Here is an 18048-nt window from a genome sequence, read left to right as displayed (position 1 = left end):
CAGACACGGCGGGCAGAGGTCACGCCGAACGAGAGTCCGCGCCTCTTGCCTCGCGCATATGCCATCGCGAGGTTCTCCTCAATGGTCATATGAGGTGCCGTTCCGGCCATCGGGTCCTGAAATACACGGCCAATCCAGCGGCTTCTCTTATATTCGGGCAGATGACTGATTTCATTGCCTTCGATCCGGATCTCGCCGGAATCAGGACGGAGCACGCCAGAGATCATATTCATCAATGTAGATTTACCCGCACCGTTGCTTCCGATAACAGTCACAAAGTCGCCGGGCTGCAAGGTTAAATTTACATTAATCAATGCAGTTTTCTCATCGGGAGAACCAGGATTAAACAGCTTGGATACCTGACTGAGCTGCAGCATCAGAATCCACCTCCTGTCTGGCGGACGGTGGACATATCCGCCATTTCCTGTGTCCGCTTGCGTGCCAGGGCTTTCTGCTTCCACGATCTGTTAGCCGTCGGCACCACTAGAGCAACCACCACAATTACAGCAGTGATCAGCTTCAAATCCGTCGGCTCAAGCCAGTCGACTCTCAGCGCCAAGGCTACAACCACGCGGTATACAATCGAACCGACAATGACTGCGAGTGTAGCGATAAAGACGCTGCGAGCTCCGATAATCGCCTCTCCAATGATAACCGAGGCAAGCCCGATCACAATCATCCCGATCCCCGACGAAATGTCCGAGAAGCCGGTCTGCTGAGCAATTAAGGCACCCGAGAGGGCAACAAGTCCATTGGACAGGCTTAGCCCCAAAATAAGGGTGTAATCGGTGTGCATCCCCAGACTGCGGATCATTCTCTGATTGTCGCCAGTCGCCCGAAGCGCTAAGCCAAGATCTGTGTGGAAGAACCAGTCCAATGCCAGCTTGATCAGAATAACGATGAACGGCATCAGGATTAACGGAGATATGGAACCGAATGCAGTAGGCTCGCCAAGCAAGCTGACATTCGGCTTGCCCATGATCCGCATGTTAATAGAATACAGTGCAATCATCATCAAAATCCCGGAGAGCAGTCCGTTAATTTTGCCCTTAGTATGAATAATCCCGGTCAGCGCACCGGCAACCATGCCGCCGGCAAGCGCTGACAGTGTTGCGATCCAGGGCGACGTTCCGCTCGTAATCATTACCGCAGCAATCGCACCTCCTGTGGTAAAGCTGCCGTCCACAGTCAAATCAGGGAAATCCAGAATGCGGAATGTAATATATACGCCAAGCGCCATCAAAGCATAAATCAACCCGGATTCGAGCGCCCCAAGTAATGCAGTTGTCATGATGAATCTACCTCCAGGCGAGTATGACCTTCGTCTACTCGATCAGATTGTTCTCCTTGTCAAGCACTTGTTCCTTCATCGCGTCGGTCACTTCAATGCCTTGCTCCGCGGCGGCGCTGAGGTTCAGGATGAAGTCCAGCTTGTCAGGAACCGTAACTTGCAAGTCGCCGACGTTTTTGCCGTTCTTAAGCACCTCTAAGGCCATCTGACCAACCTGGTATCCGTGATCGTAATATTTGAATCCAACGGTGGCAAAGGCACCCTTCTCTACGGTATCCCGGTCTGCCGAGAAGAATGGAATGTCATGCTCATTTGCCGTCTGGATAATCGTATTTACCGCCTCGACAACCGTGTTATCCAGCGTGATATAAATTGCGTCAACACGGCCTACCAGAGATTCGGCAGCCTGCTTCACTTCAGAGGTATTGGTCACGGTTGCCTTTACCAAGGAAATCCCCCGTTCCTTCAATGCCTCTTCAGCAATCTTGCTCATCACGACCGCATTCGGTTCGCCCTCGTTCAGAACAATACCGACATTCTTTACATCTCCAAAATGATCGGCAACAAAGTTCATCAGCTTCTTGATCGCTTCAGGGTTCGTATCGGATGCCCCCGAGATATTGCCGCCCGGATGCTCCAGATCACTAACCAGCTTGGCGTCAAGTGGGTCTGTAACCGCAGCGAACAGAATCGGAGAATCCTTCACCTGACCTGCAACCGCAATAGCTGGCGGGGTAGCGATTGCCAGTACCAGATCGTATTTTTCCCCGGCGATTTTTTGCGCGATCGACATGTTATTTGCAGAATCCGCTTGGGCATTGTTATAATCCACCGTCAAATTTTCCTTCTCCACAAGTCCGGCATCCTTGAGTGCCGCCATAAATCCTTCACGCGTAGCATCCAGGGATGGATGCTCTACATATTGGGAGATAGCGATCTTGTAACTGTCCTTGCCTGCGGCAGAGGAGGAATTCCCGCCGGAATTCGCTGTGCTGCTGCCCGCATTGTTGTTTCCGCATCCTACAACTCCAAAGATCAGTGCTGCCGTTGTCATTGCTAAAATGGCTGATTTCTTAAAATTCATTGTCATAACCCCTCTCATCTACTCACTAAATTCACTCCACGAAAGCATAGTCTCATTGACGCTTTTATGGATAAAAGTATTAAAGTAAAATATGATTACTATATTAAATGGTGGTCAATTATCCGTCAATCTCTTTTCAGCAAATCACAGATCAATCCGGTTCGTAAGTGGTTCGCCACTTTATTAAAATGTAGTATAATAGGAAAATCGTCATTATACTGAAACTTCGCTGACTCTTTTCATGAAAGGATCATCATCTATGAGTATTACTACGGATTCCAATTCACAACAAGCCGATACGGTTTCAGAAGGTAGCTCCAGTAATCTGGCTGTCCGGAGCCGTCGATTCACCTCGGCTCTCATTCTAGGCAGCTTGTCTGCCTTCGGGCCGCTGTCGCTGGATATGTACCTTCCCGCCCTGCCGACCATGGCCGGGGAGCTGTCCACGAGCGCATCCATGATCCAGCTCAGCCTGACAGCCTGCCTGCTGGGTCTGGCGCTCGGACAGCTTGTCGTCGGCCCGCTGAGCGATGCCCGGGGACGGCGTGTCCCGCTCATTATTGCCATGGCCGCCTATGCGATCAGCTCGGTGCTCTGCGTATTCGCACCGGATGCCATCACCTTGAATGTGCTTCGCTTCATTCAAGGGCTGTCCGGAGCCGCCGGCATCGTCCTCTCCCGCGCCATTGTGCGGGATATGTATTCCGGCTCCGAGCTGACCAGATTCTTCTCGCTGCTCATGCTCATTAACGGAGCCGCTCCGATTCTGGCGCCGATTCTTGGCGGGCAGCTGCTCCGCTTTGTCTCCTGGCGCGGCGTCTTCGCTGTGCTATGCGTAGTCGGCGTGATCATGCTGCTTGCCGTGCTGCTCGGCCAGCCGGAGACCCTTCCGCGGGAACGCCGGCAAAGCGGCGGCTGGCAGGATACCCGCTCTACCTTTGCCAGACTGCTGCGTGACCGCCTGTTCATCGGCTATTGCCTGAGCCAGGGACTCATTTCTGCAGCGATGTTCGGCTATATTTCCGGGTCTTCCTTTGTACTACAAAATATATACCAAGTCAGTGAGCAAACCTTCAGTCTGATCTTTGCCATGAACGGCGTGGGCATCATTATTGCCAGCCAGGTCACAGGCCGGCTGGCAGGACGGGTGTCCGAAACCGTGCTCCTGCGCTTTGGTCTCGGCATGGCTGCGATAGCCTCGGTACTCCTGCTTGCAGGTGTGCTGCTGGACGCAGGACTTGCTGCACTGCTGGTTCCGCTGTTCTTTGTTGTCTCTGCCGTCGGTATCGTCGGGACGTCCAGCTTCACGCTCGCGATGCAGAATCAGCAGAAGTCCGCGGGAAGCGCTTCGGCGCTGCTGGGCTTGCTGCCGTATATCCTTGGAGCCGTCGTCGCCCCATTGGTCGGGCTTGGCGGAGAGTATACAGCTGTTCCCATGGCGGTGGTCATCTTCTGCGGGGATGTCGGCGCGGTGCTTTGCTACACACTGCTGGTACACAGATTTCAGACAAAATCGTAATCTAGTGCATTCGTAATCTAATTCGGGAGGGTTTCATGTGAGCAGACTTTTAAAGGGGATTGGCATTTTTCTTTTTGCAGTCGGTTTACTTGTTGGTGTTCTGGGAGGACCTTATCTCAGCAGCTTTTGGATCGCTCTCTGCACAGTTGTATCCGGGTTTCTGAGCGGAATGATCTTTATAGCCTTGGGTGTTATTCTTGAACAGGCCGAGGAGAACAGAGATTACTTACACTATATCGCTAACTTACTGCCGAAGCCGGAGCAACCGGCGGAACGTCGAAAAGCGCCAGCGAAGAAAGATTCGCGCAGCGCTCTGGAGAAACTAAAGGATTACAAATTTGAACCATCGGACTCACAGGAGTCTTGAATTGCTTTCTGAATGGATCCACCTTAATTAAGAAGAGCCGAGCGGGAGTGTGTGACTTCCGGCTCGGCTTTGCTTTATTACGCCAGACCCCAAGGCAATGCATTATTCCGCTCGGCTTCCAGGACGATCAGTTCGCAAATCCGGTGGCTCTCCAGGGTATCTTGCATAGTGATGATGGGCTGCCAACCATTTTGGACGCAATCCAGAAAATGGTCAATCATGCGAACGAAGCCGCGGCGATACAACACGGGGTCCCAGTCCTTGAATTTCAGAACCTGTTCCTGTCCTGCTTCATAATGAACGGTCGTATTCATGCTCTCAATCACCCACTTGTTCCCTGGGCTCATGACCTCAAGAACTTCATCATCGGCCCCGGAATCGCGGTTCATCACACCGGTGCACAGGAAGTCTTGTCCTTCCAATTGAAGCTGCACATACACCAGTTTCCCATCCTCCACAAAGGTCGTAATCCGGGGAGGCTTCGTGATTTGCCCCGGCGCCAAGTAACGGATCGTATCTACGACATGGATAAAGTCATCATACACAAAGCGGCGGGCATAATCAGGAGAACGAAGACGATTTTTTTGTAAAAACACGGAACGTACCTGCGCCGTATCCTTCACTGTCGCATGCATCGGGGCAAAGCGCCGGTTGAAGCCTACCATCAGAATAACGCCCAATTCCTCTGCGAGAGCGGTTAGCCGCTCAGCTTCCCCATAATGATAGGAAATCGGCTTATCGACATAGACATGTATACCGCTGCGAATCAGCTGCTCTGCAATCTGCGCGTGAGACTCGGTAGAGGAATGAATGAACGCGGCATTTACCCCGAGGCCAATTAACTCTTCGACAGATACCGCGGCTTCAGAAATTCGGTATTTGGCCGAAAGACGATCCAAAGTCTCCCGATTCCGGGTGCAGAATACAAGCTCTACCCCCTCCAAGGCAGTAATGACAGGCAAATAAGCTTTCTGAGCGATATCGCCTAATCCGATGATGCCTATTTTCATAAGTTATCCCCCCAGCCTCTCGAACTCAGATTTAATTTATTCTTCATAGATCATTTTCCGTGTCATTCCGCCGTCTACGACCAGATGGCTTCCGGTTACGAAGGAATTATCAGGATCCGTCAAATACAGGCACGCCAGGGCAATGTCTCCCGGTTCTCCCACCCGGCCGGCTGGATGCTGGCGATGATCGACATCGCGCAAGGAGTTATAGTCTCCGGTCTCAATCCATCCGGGACTGATGCAATTGACCCGAATCCGGTCAGGGCCAAAGGATACAGCAAGCGCATGACTGATCGAGACAATCGCGCCTTTGGATGCGGCATAGGCCTCTGAACCCGGTTCCGACATCAGCGCACGGGTGGAAGATATATTCACGATCGCACCGCCCTCCGGCTGCAGCCTCATGACCTTTGCTGCCTCACGGGAAGCGATAAATACGCTCCGCACATTGGTATTCAGCACATCATCCCACTCCTCCACCGATAGCTCATACGGAGACTTGAAGCGGGATACACCCGCATTATTAATCAGAACATCGATGCGGCCGAATTCTTCTGCCGTTGATTCCATCAGCCGGATAAGATCCTCTTCGGCTCGGACATCGCAAGGAACAAACTTGGCCTTGCCTCCTTGCAAGGAAATGGCCTCGGCAACCGCCTGTCCTTCCGTTTCCAGCATCTCCGCAACAATTACGGTTGCACCGGCTTCAGCATACTTCTCGGCCAAGCCCCGCCCGATTCCTCTTCCTGCTCCCGTTACGATGACGATGCGATCCTTCCACTTCATCCCGAATGCCTCCTTTAGAATCATGGTCCACGTTCAAGCTCTTCCCGCAGCAATATCAGCGATCAGTTTCGAGAGCCAATCGGCAGCCTGCGAGAAGCGGTATCCTCCTGCCTCAGCCTTGCTTGTGTCCATCGTCCATGAGGATGGAATACCGAGCGGGGAATGATGCTCCGTATCTCCCTCGGTAACCAAGTTCGCCTTCTTGCCTGTTGCCTCTTCAATCCATTCCATCATCCGGGATAACGATATATGGCCCTCCGAGCAAGCATTTACCGGGCCGACGAGCCCGGAGCTCCCAAGCCATTGCAGGAACTCGGCCGTCTCGGCAGATGATATGAACGACATCTCCGCACTCGGATTAGGCATGACGATCGGAAGCTCATGTTTAACATGCTCCACATGAAAATGAAGGCGCCTTGTGTAATCATCCGGACCGAGTACGATTGGAATGCGCATGGCAGCCACCGGGAAAGCAGCCTTCTGAAAAAACACGGCTTCCGCTTGCCGCTTCCCTTCGCCGTACTCCAGTTCTCCCCGTTCTGCAGCTGCCCAAGGATAGTTGTAAGGGTTCATATCCTCTTCCCGGAGCGGGGATGAGCCAAATCCATAGACAGATAAGGTAGAGGTAAGTACATAACGTCCTACCCGCCCTTCAAAGGCATCGACTGCGATCAACGCTTCGTTCGGTGAAAAGCAAATATTATCATAGACGATATCCCAGGAATCTGCTGCTGCCTTGCCCAGCGAATCCGCATCCGTTCGGTTGACCGTAATTCGTCTTACATCTTTATCGAATTCCGCCCCGGTTATGCCTCTCGTTGCCACCGTAATCTCATGACGGCCTTCCGCGTGTAATAGCTCCACTAATCGTTTGCCAAAATATTTCGTACCACCAAGAATCAACACCTTGCCCATGGGTATCCCTCCTCAATTCTATTTACTTACTCCCAAACAAGCTCTTCATCATAGTCAGTCCGCATAAAGCGGTGATAAAGAAATAACCCTCCTGAGCTGTCAATTGAATATACAATGAACCGTAGGGCATCTTGAAGTAAATGCTGAGAATCGGATAAATGACCAGCAATAAGGTCGGCAGAAATACAAAGAAGAATAAAGGCCGCTGGAAACTGCGCCGGTTCGGCAGACCGCCAAGCATACTGAGATAGGCACCCAGCGCCAATCCGTATAAAATATTACCGATCAGGCTGTAACTCACCTTCAGCACACTGTCAGAGTTCTGCTCCATCATCGAGACAAAGCGGTTTCCGTAATAGACAAGAAGCAGCGCACCGATTATCCAGATTAGATAATACAAATAGCCCTTGGACTTATTCATGAGCCTTCTCCCCCTACAACGAATTTAAACTTCCCTAGATACGAGCTGCAGCTTCGGCCATAGCTCCAGCCAGCGCTTGCTCTGTATCCGCTGCTCGAACGTACCTGAAGAATTACAATTCGGATTCTCTCTAAGCCGCAGATGGAGCAAATCCTCCAGCCCGAGTGGTGCACTGATTTGCACTATCTCCTCCTTGGACCAGAAGGCAGCGACAGCGGTGGCTGTTTCAGGCCAATACCGCATCGCATCTTCTGCCGAGGCATAGGGTTCATGCCCATTCCTCAAGTGCATTCTGGCCTGATTTTTCGCTGACCAATTCCATTTCGGCACAAGCTCTCTAAGCCTGGCGTCAATCTCCTTCTCCGCTTCCTCATCAAGGCAATTGGGATCATAATAGATCACATCCACATCGAGCAGCGGCGTCCGTTCTGAATACCCGTGCAGGATATCCCAGACGAAATTCCGAATATAACCGGCGGCAATCCGTCCTTGCGGAAGCTGGAGTGAAGCGACCGCCTGCAAATCAGCTATCATTTCCCGTTGTCCGAGGATAAGAGCCTCTAGACTACTTGCATCCCGAAGCTCAATCAAAGCTGACATCTCATAGCTCATCCACATTCCTCCCATTCATGCAATCCAAGGACAGCTTAAATCTCATCTCCATTGTCAGCCTGCCCGCAGCGCCTCATCCTTAGGCAGTAAGACCGTCAGCAACCCAAGCAAAGGAAGATAGGAACAAATCTGCATAATGAACACGATGCCCCATTGGTCCGCAAAATTACCGAGCACGGCCGATCCAAGTCCCCCTAATCCGAAGGACAGGCCGAAGAACAGGCCGGAGACCAGCCCAACTTTTCCCGGCAGCAGTTCCTGGGCATAGACAACAATAATTGAAAATGAGGAAGACATGATCAGACCGGCCAGCACGACCAATATGCCCGACCAGAACAGGTTCGCATACGGCATGAGCAGCGCAAAAGGTGCAGCGCCAAGGATCGACAGCCAGATGATATTTTTTCTTCCATAGCGGTCGGCGATCGGTCCGCCGAAGAAGGTGCCTACCGCAGAAGCAGCAAGGAAAGCAAATACATACCATTGGGCACTACTCTTGCCGAGTCCAAAGTGATCAATTAAATAGAAGGCATAGAAGCTAGAAATGCTGATGGAGTATACATTCTTAGAAAACAGCAGCACAACAAGCACCGTAATCGCACCGCTGATTTTTCCTTTGCTGAGACCGGGTTTGGACAAATGAGTCTTACCGGACTCTTGAGCAGTGGTTTTACGCGCTACCGGCCTAGCATTCAGGGAAGCATACCATCTGGCTACGAAAAACTGGATTACAATCGCAGCCACTGCCGCCAGCGCAAACCAGACTACACTCTGCTGGCCAAGCGGTATAAATATAAGAGCTGTCATCAGCGGTCCCAATGAAGCCCCGATGTTGCCGCCCACCTGGAAGATGGACTGAGCTAAGCCTCGGCGATTCCCTGCGGCAAGATAAGCCACCCGGGAAGATTCCGGGTGAAAGATCGAAGAGCCGATGCCTATGCACATCACGGCAAGCAGAATCATGCTGTAGACAGGAGCATAAGCAAGCATAACCACACCGACAAGTGTAAAGCACACTCCGAGCGGTAATATGTAAGGTCTGGGTCGTATATCCGAGTAAATGCCCACCACCGGCTGAAAGACAGAGGCTGTCATATTCATGGCGAAGGATATCCAACCGATCTGACCGTAGCTCAGCATCAAAGAGTCTCTCAGGACCGGAAACAGGGCTGGAATTGCAGACTGCATCGTATCATTCAGCAGATGCACCAGACTGATTGCAAATAAAACCGGAAAAAAGGTCAGCCTTTGGGCGGCTGTCCCCCCTTCATTTGAAGCATTCATCATCATCTCTCCATCCACACTTGTTCTCTCTATGTTTAACACATTCATTATGAAGGTGAAGCGTAAAAAAATCAAAGAGCAAATGCAAAAAGAACGCCTTATCGGCGTTCTTGAATGGCTTAAATCAGAGGTTGGCGGCAAGCATGGTATTGACCTGAACATCCTTCTGTTGAGAACGAAGCTTCTGTCTGGCCCGGTAAAGGAGAATCTTGAAATGGGAAAGACTGATCTTCATCAAATCAGCGGATTCCTGATAGGAAAAGCCTTGTATGTCATACAAAAGCACAGCATGCTGCTGCTGGGGGGTCAGCTGTGCCAGAAGTGCATAAAGCTCGTCGCTCCGCTCCTGCTGCAGAGCATGGTGCTCGGGAGTCTCTTCATTCGGTATCCCATAGAAAAATTCATTTTCATAAACCTGGGATCTGCTCTCTTTACGCACTCTGTCGATGTAGGCATTATGCGCAACCCGCAGCAGCCAGGCTTTAATCTTGCCCATTTCCAGATTCTCAAGCTTCTTGCACGCCCGGCAAAAGGTCTCCTGCGTCAAATCCTCGGATTGGTGGTGGTCATGACACAAATAATATAAGTAACGGTATACGTCCAGTTTGAACTCACGATATATTAAATCCATGGATCTTCTCTTCATTGTTAGTTTCCACTCCTAATAAGATCAGTCTGAAGCCAATTGTTAATCTTATTATCCGGCAGACTGGTTGCATTCCATATAAGAAAATCTTAAGAATTCCTTAAGAAAGACCTTCGATTTCCTTAAACTTGCAGCGAGCAGACTATGTTGAAAAAAATAATGCCGCCCGATTGCTTCGGGCAGCATTGCTTATTTCTCACGGCTCATGGGCAGACGCACTGTAAACACCGTTCTATATACGTCGCTATCTACCGATATGCTTCCGCCATGCAGCTCTACGATATTTTTCGCGATGGCCAGTCCGATCCCGGAACCTCCGGTATGACCGGCCCGTGATTTCTCCACCCGATAGAAGCGGTTGAACAGATGCGGAAGATCCGCCTCCGGAATGGCTTCTCCATAATTGATCACCTCTGTGACAACCTCGTCTCCGTCGATCCAGCCGCGAATATCAATGAACCGGCCGGCACTGCCATACCGAATGGCATTTGTAAACAGGTTCTCATAGACTCTCCGCAGCTTGTCCGTATCCGCTAAAATATTCAGTGGATGTGCTGGCATAAAGAGACGGCATTCCATATTATTCTCCTGCAGCTGCCAGCCAAAATGAGCGGAGATCTGATGGAGCAGCTCGGCCAGATTAATCCGGCTCGGAATCAGCTTCATTTCTTTTCCTTGCAAACGGGTGTATTCGAACAAGTCCTGCACCAACTGCTTCAATCGCAAGGATTCCTCATAAGCCATATTGATATAATAGCGAAGCTCAACCTCATCCCGATAGCGGTCCTGATCGATTAGCCCCAGGTACCCGTTGATCGTGGTCAGAGGTGTCCGCAAGTCATGGGAGACATTCGTAATCAACTCATTCTTGGTCTGTTCAGCCTTGCGCTCCTCCTCCATGGAGGTTCGCATTCTGTCCAGCATTCGGTTAATGTCCGTGGCGAGCTGCCCAAGCTGTCCTACATTCTCGACCGGAATCTTCGCGTTGGAGCCCTGCTCAATTTTATGCACGCCCTCAATAAGCTGATCCAGATACTTATGCTCATGGCGCCGGACGCTTCTTCTATAGAAATACAACGAGAACAGCAGCATGATCGGAACGCCTGCCAGGTAATAGGCTAATGGAAAGCCAATATTCACGTTAACCCAGTAAATAAAAGAATTAAACGAAATTGTCGGCAGGAAAAAATAGAACAATCGGGCTGTTACGACCAGCAGCAGAAGCGAAATCAAGGAAGCAACGACGGTCCAAAATAGCCATGCTAAAAACCTGAGGCTAGCCTTCAATTTTATAGCCAACCCCCCATACGGTTCTAATCAGCTTCTCCCCGTCCATTTCCTTCTCCAGCTTGTCCCGGAGCCGGCTGATATGTACAGTGACCGAGTTATTGCTCTCAAAATACTTATCCTTCCAGATCAGCTCGAAAATTTCTTCCGATCCGAAAACCCTGCCCGGATGGCTTGCCAGCAAATGCAAGATGCTGAATTCGATCGGGGTCAGCTTGACCGGCCGCCCATCCACGGAGGCTATATGAGTCTCCTTGTCAATATGAAGCGAACCGAGCGTAATCAGATGATCGGAAGCCTGCTGAGGAGGCTGATTGGAATAGGAAGAGCGCCGCAACAGTGATTTGACTCTGGCCACCAGCTCCAGCGGATTGAACGGCTTTACCATGTAATCATCCGCACCGGTCATCAGCCCGGTAATCTTGTCCATGTCCCCATCCTTGGCGCTAAGCATCAGAATCGGAGTGGTCAAGGTCTCGCGAATTTTCAGACAAACGGAGATGCCATCAAGTCCTGGCATCATGACATCGAGAATGATCAGGTCGATCGGAAGCTCGTCCACCATTTCCAGCGCCTGAAGTCCGTTGCCGGTACGGTGCACCGTAAATCCTTCATTGAGCATATAGATCTCTATTAGTTTAGCGATTTTCTCATCATCATCAACAATCAAAATTTGCTTGCTCATAAGTAACTCATCCTTTTAGTTGCATGAAATGGCATGATCATCAACAATCATACCATGCCGCGTGCATGATAAAACAAACAAAAAGTTAAAAAAGGATTACGAACCTTTAAGATACCGAGGCTTACAGGTTCTCTACTTCAACGCTGATGACATGATCGATCTGTCTGATGAACTGATAAATTTCTGTGGTGAGCTCCCTTTCTGATGCAGCAATGACCATGTCCACCCGATGCCTGCCTTCTTCCAGATCCTTGATCTTCAATCTGCGGATTCGATGCTGCGGCGCCTTAGCTGCGCGGCTGCCTTCATCCTTGCGTTCGATAATCCGAATCAGCATGGACAGGTCGCCTTCCGCCTCCATCACGACCTTGATGGATACATCCCGCTGATTCAGCTTGTATGGCCCGACCCATTTTATGAGATAAGGAATGAAATTAACGGAAAGCATCAGCAGAATGACGGTCAAACCCGCCTCCCAATAGAATCCGGCTCCAATCGCAATCCCGATCCCGGAGGCCGCCCAGATCATCGCCGCAGAGGTCAACCCGGAAATCCCTTCATTACTGCGGCGCAAAATGGCCCCGGCACCCAGAAAACCAATGCCGCTGACCACCTGTGCTGCAAGCCGCATCGGGTCCATATTCGGATGGTCTGGACCTGCAAAGACCTCGAATGCCTCAATAGACACAATTGTAACGAGACAGCTGGCGATACAAATGACCATGCTTGTCTTAATTCCCAGCGGCTTTTGCTTTAATTGGCGGTCAATTCCGATAAACAAGCCAAACAGCATCGCTAAGGTCAATTTGAATATCATTCCCAGCTCGATAACTTCCATGATTCGTTATTCGCTCCCTGTCTCTTCTCATGTCCATCTTTGATCCATTATATGATAAGACTGCTCACAGCGAAAGCCATGCCGATAAACACCATGCACAGCAAAATCCCTACCGCTACATTCCCCTCTTTCAAGGCGTCCGAAACTTTAATCGTTGGCGTTACCCATTCAAAAATCCAATACACGGCGATCAGGCAGACATACCCTACCGCAAACCAGAGGATCATGAACCAGATCGAAGTATTGGTATAAGCCGAGACTCCCAGAATGATTGCCGTACCAATAAATTTTCCGCCCATAGCCAGTGCGGCGGCTTTGTTCCCGCGCTTTAATTCCTCCATATCATTATAAGGCGTCATCCAGTTAAAAATGACCATCCCTAACAATTGAAGCCCGATCATAATGGCAATGCTGATGACAATATTGACTAGAATCATGGATTTGCCCACCCCCGAAATTTAGCATAAGTCAGATCGTAATCTGCGAAATCATGAACTTCCTCCAGCACTACGGCAACCTTTTGTACATTCTTCAGCTGCTCATACCGCTCATCGTCAACAGGCTGTTTCACCCGATTGCCTGTCGGAAGCTCCAGCACCGCAAAATTCCGGGTATCCCCGTTATATTCGGTCTTGTAGACCCCTACCAGCCCAACCTCCGTCGTGACCGCAACCTTAAGCTCAGCCAGATCCTTCTCCGCAGAGCCTTGATCCGGGTATGATTTGAGGGGGCTCCATGTTGACAGGCGGATTTCATTCTTCTGACTCTCATCGGTCGTGAGTTCTGCGTCCATGAATTGAAGAATCCAGATCGTATCTCCGGTCGCATAATTTCCATCGTTCGGCAGCAGCTCATTATCCGGCAGCAAGGTCATATCACTCCCGACAAGATCGCCGACTGTGGCTTGTTGAATCCGGTAGTCCCATGGAACTCTGGAGGACTCCATGATCTGTTCACTGCCGGCACTTGTATGCAGCACGCTTGAGGATCCGCAACCACTCAAGAGCAGCATCAGGCAGACCAATACCACTGTAAGCTTGGTTTTACTATTCATGGCTGTCCACTCCTATCGCGATAAAATGGCTCGTATTTCCCGTAATGAGTCCGCCTGCTCTGCCTAACAATCCGCAGGGCTCTCCATTAATGACAAACATGCCTGTCAGCAGATGCAGCTTGCCTGCACTCGTCTCCACAACCGCCAAGTCAGCTCTCTTCTGATAGACAGACGGGAACAGCACACTGCTGTCAAAGCCATCATCATCCTCCGCCTCCAGCGCTCCTTCCGGATCATACATCCGAACGGAGCCGCCTTCCCGCCCAAACATCGACTTGGACACAAAATCCCCGGAGAACAACGGTTTATTATAGGTAGGCAGCATGTATTTGGAGATGGCTTCCCGCTCCCGGGCATTATAAAGAAGCCCCAGCTCATACAGCCCCCATACCGCGGCAAGCAGCCCCTTGGACTGGAGAATGAGGCTGTGAGGTGAATTGAATAACGTCAACCGTCCCGTCTCCAGGGCGTAGGCCATCGCCTCGCCAGCATCGTCCACGGCCATCCATTCTTTAGGATACAGGGCGAATAAACGCTCAATGATGTCCCCATTCTTGTTCTTCAAGTATCCCTCATCAAACCAAAGCTCAAGACAATCCTCACAGATCATTTCCCGTCCGCTATGCTTCACCAGCGCGTTGATTGTCCCGCTATCTTCAAGATGCTCGCCATAGCCTACGCAAGCTGCTCGTTCAGGCTGCTCCTTGCTCCAAGCCTCTGCAACAAGGTGCTGCATTCCTTCATTCACTGATTTGTAGCCCGCTCGAGTCAACAGCCACGGCGTAGCGATAGAGGCTTCTACATACCCGGTAGGCGTATCGGCATTCAGCTCCAGCAGCTTGATCGCTCCGGACTGAGACACCGCAAAGTCAAATCGGGCATACCGACTGATCAGGCCTTCCTCCGGCATCGGAAGGATATCGAGCAGTTCCCATAGCAGCGGCGGAATCCCTATTAGCTCGTATAGGTCTCTTTTTCCATGCACATATCTTGCAGCCTTGTCGAGAATGCGCCAAAGAGCACGAGACGCTTCGGCCAACTCCTCATAGACTGTCCTGTCCATCAGGATGATATGATCCAGCCAATATTCCTCATCCTCCAGATTTGCCCATGTAAAACCCAGTTCCTCCAGTGCCTTGACACGTGCTTGCCGATCAGAAGCAGGCTCTCCTGTGACCCTGAATGTCTGTCCGCTCATCCGCCGAAAAATCCTTTGCTCGTTCCCGAGCTGCTCTTGGAGCTGGAGGAAGAACCAAGACTGCCGGAATTGCCGCCGATTCCGCCGCTTGTCGATGAAGTTGAACGGCGGATAATAGAACCCTTCGTTGACGCCGAGGTCTTCGGAGGAACGACCGACCCGGCTACAGGCTTGCTCTGAAAAGAACCGCTGGAATAAGTGCGCGGTGTGTATGGTGTCGTTGTACCTGGATAATAGCCTTTATTATTTTTGTGCCAGGTGGAGCTGGAATAATTCGTTCCACTATTAAAAAGCAAATGGTACAGCAGCAGATCGTCCCAGCCAAAGCCTCCGTATCCGCCATAGTGGTTGACAATCGTCGTTCCGCCTGAAGTTTCTTCCTGACCGCTCTGCTCCTCGGCCTGAATCGGCAGGCTCCAGTCCACATTTTGATCAAAGTAGGCTTTGACCTCTTCACTAGACCATTCCACCAATGTCGGTTCAGACGTCCCGCTTCCTGATGCCATTGCAGGCTCTCCCGGAATAAGAAACGCATTAGCCAACAGGGCAATCCCAAGTGATGTGGACAGAACGCGCACCGGCTTCCCTTCAGAGGAGAACAGCCTGCTGTTCTCCTGCGTCTTTGGGGTTGCTTCTTGATTCGCCACAGCTAACTCCCTCCTCCATTGTTTATTGATTCCTAATTGGAACGAGCAAAAGCTCTAAAATCTGTGCATCAATGTTCAATCGGCCTTCAACAGCTTCATATTCCCGATCCTGTATCACAATATAGTTGACATGCTCCAGTGCGCTGATCATAGCCGGACTCCACAGGCGTTCATCAATTTCATTCAGCGATCCGTCTGCGCTTTTCTCGTACATTTTCACAATCATCCCTTGTTCCATGTCTGACTCCATCCTTTCCAGAACTAAATTCATAATAACTGATACGGGATTAGCCGGGAAGAGTTTCATCACTACGCAAAAGAGGCCGCATCCGGAAGAAAATCCGGATACGGCCCGTGGCTTGATATTATTGTTAGAACGAAGCTGCCAATTCAGCGGCTTGCTTCACGCCGTCTTGTACAATCGACTCGGCGCGATCCGGGAATTGGTTATGCCCCTCAACGATAACCGTCTCCGGATTCGTGATTCCCCAGAAGGCAAGCGTAGCCTTCAGGTAGTTCATGGACATTTCAATATTCGCCATCGGTCCTTCGCTGTAGATACCGCCGCGCGCTTGAAGCAGAACCACCTTCTTATCGCCTACAAGGCCAACCGGACCTTGCTCGGTATATTTGAAGGTTTTACCCGCTTGGTTCAGGTAGAAGAGGTATGTCAACAGCTGTGCAGGAATAGTGAAATTCCACAGCGGGAATGCAAATACCACTTTATCTGCTGCCAGGAACTGGTCCAGATATGTATTTGCAAGATCTGCCGCTCTTTGCTCTTCAGGTGTAGTCTCAATTCCGCGTCCAAGCTTAAACAGACCGCTCATCATATCATTATCGAAGTACGGCAGGTTCGCCTCAAATACATTCAATTCTGTAATCGTATCTTCCGGGTGATTCTCTTTATATGATTGCAAGAAGCTTTCATACAGTTTTACAGTTGCCGATTGGTCGACGGGGCGATTATTTGCTTTGATAAATAAGACATGGGACATTCTGGATATACCTCCTGATGATATAGACTTACAATTATTCTCTAACTGTAATAAGTATAGTACATGATCAAAATGCCCCTGTCAAAGTAAAAATATTACATTTTCATGATTATTGCGAAAATTTTTCAGATTATTCAGCAAGTTTCGCGTGATATTGACGTGCAGCAGAAACCATATTTCTCATGCAGTAACGGTTTCCTTCTCACCGCGGAGATTATGCATAATTATCAGTTGCAGCCTTTTGCAGCAATCCGATGCAGCGATCCAAATCTGCTTTGACCTGCTTCTTATACCGTTTCGCTTTTTCGTAGCCGCCATCCGTAAATTGATATAACACAATCTCCTGAAAATCAACGCTGGGATCTACCCCTTTTAACTGCTTGGTCCGGTACAGCACTCCTTCCTGGACCAGCTCATGGAGTGCCCGGTATACCTCGCTTTGGGGCGGCACATAGCCGAACGGCTTGAACTCCTCCTTCAACTGATCCAGCATTTGATAGCCGTATCCCCGTTGTTGCTCGACCTTGGTAATTAAAAATAACTTGATATAAGCTCGTTGTGCGATTAGAAAGGCCAATTCAAGCCCTCCTTTCCCTAATTTTTAATAGCAGCTCCTATATTTAGGTTCACTATACGTTGAATTTTCGCTTAAAACAAGTAAAGAAATGAGTAAGTACGAGGATGGTAAGGGGATGCAGTGAGGAACTAGAAAAGTTGGTTTTGTTGTTGTGAATTTTTCATATGATGAATTATTTAATAAAGGTTATAGATAACGCTTTCTCGCCCAAAATAGGGGCTCTGTCTGAGACAAAAAGATGGATAAAAAGTGCCGCCCCTACCTCGCATATTTTGTATCCTCGTAACAGCAGGGAGCCTCTGAGCCCTCGACTTTGGCTCGTCGGTACAATGGGGGCACTCATAACGCGACAAATTTTGTGACATAAGGCATTAAAATTGCTGATGGGGATGCTCATACGACAAATTTAGTGACACAAGGCATTAAAAATTGCTGGGGAGGGAGCCCATGCGACGATTTTAGTGACATAAGGCACTAAAATTGCTGGTGAGGGTGTTCATGCGCCGATTTTAATGACATAAGGCATTAAAATCGCTGGTGAGGGTGTTCATGCGCCGATTTTAGTGACATAAGGCATTAAAATTCCTAGTGAGGGTGTTCATGCGCCGATTTTAGTGACATAAGGCATTAAAATTGCTGCTGAAGGAGTTCATGCGCCGATTTTAGTGACATAAGGCATTAAAATTCCTAGTGAGGGTGCTCATGCGCCGATTTTAATGACATAATGGATCTCTGTCAAGAAAGTGGACACATATTAAGTGAAAGGTTATGCTTCCCTTTTCTTTGTTTTCTTCTCAAAGCGTGCAGCAAATCGAACCGGTGACAAATA

21 protein-coding genes and 1 pseudogene are annotated in these 18048 nt (G+C 50.0%); 2 read left to right on the top strand and 20 right to left on the bottom strand.

Annotated features, from left to right (window positions below; genetic code table 11):
* The 3 genes and pseudogenes from TX85_RS27430 to TX85_RS07590 all read right to left on the bottom strand — a co-directional run.
* Positions 1–377: pseudogene (locus TX85_RS27430) on the bottom strand (ATP-binding cassette domain-containing protein); the annotation flags it as partial.
* On the bottom strand, positions 377–1291 hold the full coding sequence (locus TX85_RS07595; RefSeq protein ID WP_044478491.1) for an ABC transporter permease: 915 nt from the start codon (positions 1289–1291) through the stop codon (positions 377–379). The pseudogene TX85_RS27430 and the gene TX85_RS07595, both read right to left, overlap by 1 nt.
* A gap of 34 nt (positions 1292–1325) precedes the next feature.
* Complete coding sequence (locus TX85_RS07590; RefSeq protein WP_044478490.1) at positions 1326–2375, bottom strand: ABC transporter substrate-binding protein; 1050 nt, start codon at positions 2373–2375, stop codon at positions 1326–1328.
* A gap of 259 nt (positions 2376–2634) precedes the next feature.
* Here TX85_RS07590 and TX85_RS07585 point away from each other — a divergent pair, with 259 nt between their 5' ends.
* Both TX85_RS07585 and TX85_RS07580 read left to right on the top strand, forming a co-directional pair.
* A complete protein-coding gene (locus TX85_RS07585; protein WP_044478489.1) occupies positions 2635–3894 on the top strand; it encodes a multidrug effflux MFS transporter in 1260 nt (419 codons plus the stop codon).
* A 37-nt stretch (positions 3895–3931) separates the two neighbouring features.
* Positions 3932–4261, top strand: coding sequence for a hypothetical protein (locus tag TX85_RS07580; RefSeq protein ID WP_044478488.1), 330 nt, complete (start codon positions 3932–3934; stop codon positions 4259–4261).
* Positions 4262–4338: 77 nt separating this feature from the next.
* Here TX85_RS07580 and TX85_RS07575 read toward each other — a convergent pair whose 3' ends face one another.
* The 17 genes from TX85_RS07575 to TX85_RS07495 form a co-directional block, all read right to left on the bottom strand.
* On the bottom strand, positions 4339–5271 hold the full coding sequence (locus TX85_RS07575; protein WP_044478487.1) for a Gfo/Idh/MocA family protein: 933 nt from the start codon (positions 5269–5271) through the stop codon (positions 4339–4341).
* A 36-nt stretch (positions 5272–5307) separates the two neighbouring features.
* Positions 5308–6057 carry an SDR family NAD(P)-dependent oxidoreductase gene (locus TX85_RS07570; protein ID WP_044478485.1) on the bottom strand — a complete coding sequence of 250 codons (750 nt, stop codon included), beginning with the start codon at positions 6055–6057 and terminating at the stop codon, positions 5308–5310.
* A 33-nt stretch (positions 6058–6090) separates the two neighbouring features.
* Positions 6091–6972, bottom strand: coding sequence for an NAD-dependent epimerase/dehydratase family protein (locus TX85_RS07565; RefSeq protein ID WP_044478484.1), 882 nt, complete (start codon positions 6970–6972; stop codon positions 6091–6093).
* Positions 6973–6994: 22 nt separating this feature from the next.
* Entirely contained in the window at positions 6995–7393 is a 399-nt protein-coding gene (locus TX85_RS07560) for a hypothetical protein (RefSeq protein ID WP_044478483.1), read from the bottom strand.
* 24 nt (positions 7394–7417) lie between these two features.
* Positions 7418–8005, bottom strand: a complete 588-nt coding sequence (locus TX85_RS07555; protein WP_049894856.1) for a nucleotidyltransferase family protein — start codon at positions 8003–8005, stop codon at positions 7418–7420.
* Positions 8006–8059: 54 nt separating this feature from the next.
* Positions 8060–9289, bottom strand: coding sequence for an MFS transporter (locus tag TX85_RS07550; RefSeq protein ID WP_081671671.1), 1230 nt, complete (start codon positions 9287–9289; stop codon positions 8060–8062).
* Positions 9290–9413: 124 nt separating this feature from the next.
* On the bottom strand, positions 9414–9935 hold the full coding sequence (locus TX85_RS07545; protein WP_044478482.1) for an RNA polymerase sigma factor: 522 nt from the start codon (positions 9933–9935) through the stop codon (positions 9414–9416).
* 189 nt (positions 9936–10124) lie between these two features.
* The gene (locus tag TX85_RS07540; RefSeq protein ID WP_233500642.1) at positions 10125–11234 is read right to left on the bottom strand and encodes a sensor histidine kinase; all 1110 of its coding nucleotides are present in this window, start codon (positions 11232–11234) and stop codon (positions 10125–10127) included.
* Positions 11212–11907, bottom strand: coding sequence for a response regulator transcription factor (locus tag TX85_RS07535; protein WP_044478480.1), 696 nt, complete (start codon positions 11905–11907; stop codon positions 11212–11214). The genes TX85_RS07540 and TX85_RS07535 overlap by 23 nt, the downstream gene beginning before the upstream one ends.
* A 121-nt stretch (positions 11908–12028) precedes the next feature.
* The gene (locus tag TX85_RS07530) at positions 12029–12745 is read right to left on the bottom strand and encodes an MgtC/SapB family protein (protein ID WP_044478479.1); all 717 of its coding nucleotides are present in this window, start codon (positions 12743–12745) and stop codon (positions 12029–12031) included.
* Positions 12746–12792: 47 nt separating this feature from the next.
* Complete coding sequence (locus tag TX85_RS07525; protein WP_044478478.1) at positions 12793–13182, bottom strand: DUF350 domain-containing protein; 390 nt, start codon at positions 13180–13182, stop codon at positions 12793–12795.
* Positions 13179–13799, bottom strand: coding sequence for a hypothetical protein (locus TX85_RS07520; RefSeq protein ID WP_044478477.1), 621 nt, complete (start codon positions 13797–13799; stop codon positions 13179–13181). The genes TX85_RS07525 and TX85_RS07520 overlap by 4 nt, the downstream gene beginning before the upstream one ends.
* The gene (locus tag TX85_RS07515; protein WP_044478476.1) at positions 13792–14997 is read right to left on the bottom strand and encodes a glutathionylspermidine synthase family protein; all 1206 of its coding nucleotides are present in this window, start codon (positions 14995–14997) and stop codon (positions 13792–13794) included. Before TX85_RS07515 ends, TX85_RS07520 begins: the two co-directional genes overlap by 8 nt.
* On the bottom strand, positions 14994–15644 hold the full coding sequence (locus TX85_RS07510) for a hypothetical protein (protein ID WP_044478475.1): 651 nt from the start codon (positions 15642–15644) through the stop codon (positions 14994–14996). The genes TX85_RS07515 and TX85_RS07510 overlap by 4 nt, the downstream gene beginning before the upstream one ends.
* 22 nt (positions 15645–15666) lie before the next feature.
* Positions 15667–15882: a hypothetical protein gene (locus TX85_RS07505; RefSeq protein WP_044478474.1), complete on the bottom strand. Its 216-nt coding sequence runs from the start codon at positions 15880–15882 to the stop codon at positions 15667–15669.
* 133 nt (positions 15883–16015) lie between these two features.
* Positions 16016–16642, bottom strand: coding sequence for an FMN-dependent NADH-azoreductase (locus TX85_RS07500; RefSeq protein WP_044478473.1), 627 nt, complete (start codon positions 16640–16642; stop codon positions 16016–16018).
* A 214-nt stretch (positions 16643–16856) separates the two neighbouring features.
* Positions 16857–17219: a helix-turn-helix transcriptional regulator gene (locus TX85_RS07495; protein WP_044478472.1), complete on the bottom strand. Its 363-nt coding sequence runs from the start codon at positions 17217–17219 to the stop codon at positions 16857–16859.
* Positions 17220–18048 lie beyond the last annotated feature (829 nt).

The organism is Paenibacillus antibioticophila (genome assembly GCF_000455265.1).
GTDB lineage: Bacteria > Bacillota > Bacilli > Paenibacillales > Paenibacillaceae > Fontibacillus > Fontibacillus antibioticophila.
This window is presented reverse-complemented; position numbering and strand designations above follow the sequence as displayed.

Coding starts and splice junctions, on each gene's coding strand:
- TX85_RS07595 (WP_044478491.1), bottom strand. CDS start 1,291: ATGACAACTGCATTACTTGGGGCGCTCGAATCCGGGTTGATTTATGCT.
- TX85_RS07590 (WP_044478490.1), bottom strand. CDS start 2,375: ATGAATTTTAAGAAATCAGCCATTTTAGCAATGACAACGGCAGCACTG.
- TX85_RS07585 (WP_044478489.1), top strand. CDS start 2,635: ATGAGTATTACTACGGATTCCAATTCACAACAAGCCGATACGGTTTCA.
- TX85_RS07575 (WP_044478487.1), bottom strand. CDS start 5,271: ATGAAAATAGGCATCATCGGATTAGGCGATATCGCTCAGAAAGCTTAT.
- TX85_RS07570 (WP_044478485.1), bottom strand. CDS start 6,057: ATGAAGTGGAAGGATCGCATCGTCATCGTAACGGGAGCAGGAAGAGGA.
- TX85_RS07565 (WP_044478484.1), bottom strand. CDS start 6,972: ATGGGCAAGGTGTTGATTCTTGGTGGTACGAAATATTTTGGCAAACGA.
- TX85_RS07560 (WP_044478483.1), bottom strand. CDS start 7,393: ATGAATAAGTCCAAGGGCTATTTGTATTATCTAATCTGGATAATCGGT.
- TX85_RS07555 (WP_049894856.1), bottom strand. CDS start 8,005: ATGAGCTATGAGATGTCAGCTTTGATTGAGCTTCGGGATGCAAGTAGT.
- TX85_RS07550 (WP_081671671.1), bottom strand. CDS start 9,289: ATGAATGCTTCAAATGAAGGGGGGACAGCCGCCCAAAGGCTGACCTTT.
- TX85_RS07545 (WP_044478482.1), bottom strand. CDS start 9,935: ATGAAGAGAAGATCCATGGATTTAATATATCGTGAGTTCAAACTGGAC.
- TX85_RS07535 (WP_044478480.1), bottom strand. CDS start 11,907: ATGAGCAAGCAAATTTTGATTGTTGATGATGATGAGAAAATCGCTAAA.
- TX85_RS07530 (WP_044478479.1), bottom strand. CDS start 12,745: ATGGAAGTTATCGAGCTGGGAATGATATTCAAATTGACCTTAGCGATG.
- TX85_RS07525 (WP_044478478.1), bottom strand. CDS start 13,182: ATGATTCTAGTCAATATTGTCATCAGCATTGCCATTATGATCGGGCTT.
- TX85_RS07520 (WP_044478477.1), bottom strand. CDS start 13,799: ATGAATAGTAAAACCAAGCTTACAGTGGTATTGGTCTGCCTGATGCTG.
- TX85_RS07515 (WP_044478476.1), bottom strand. CDS start 14,997: ATGAGCGGACAGACATTCAGGGTCACAGGAGAGCCTGCTTCTGATCGG.
- TX85_RS07505 (WP_044478474.1), bottom strand. CDS start 15,882: ATGGAACAAGGGATGATTGTGAAAATGTACGAGAAAAGCGCAGACGGA.
- TX85_RS07500 (WP_044478473.1), bottom strand. CDS start 16,642: ATGTCCCATGTCTTATTTATCAAAGCAAATAATCGCCCCGTCGACCAA.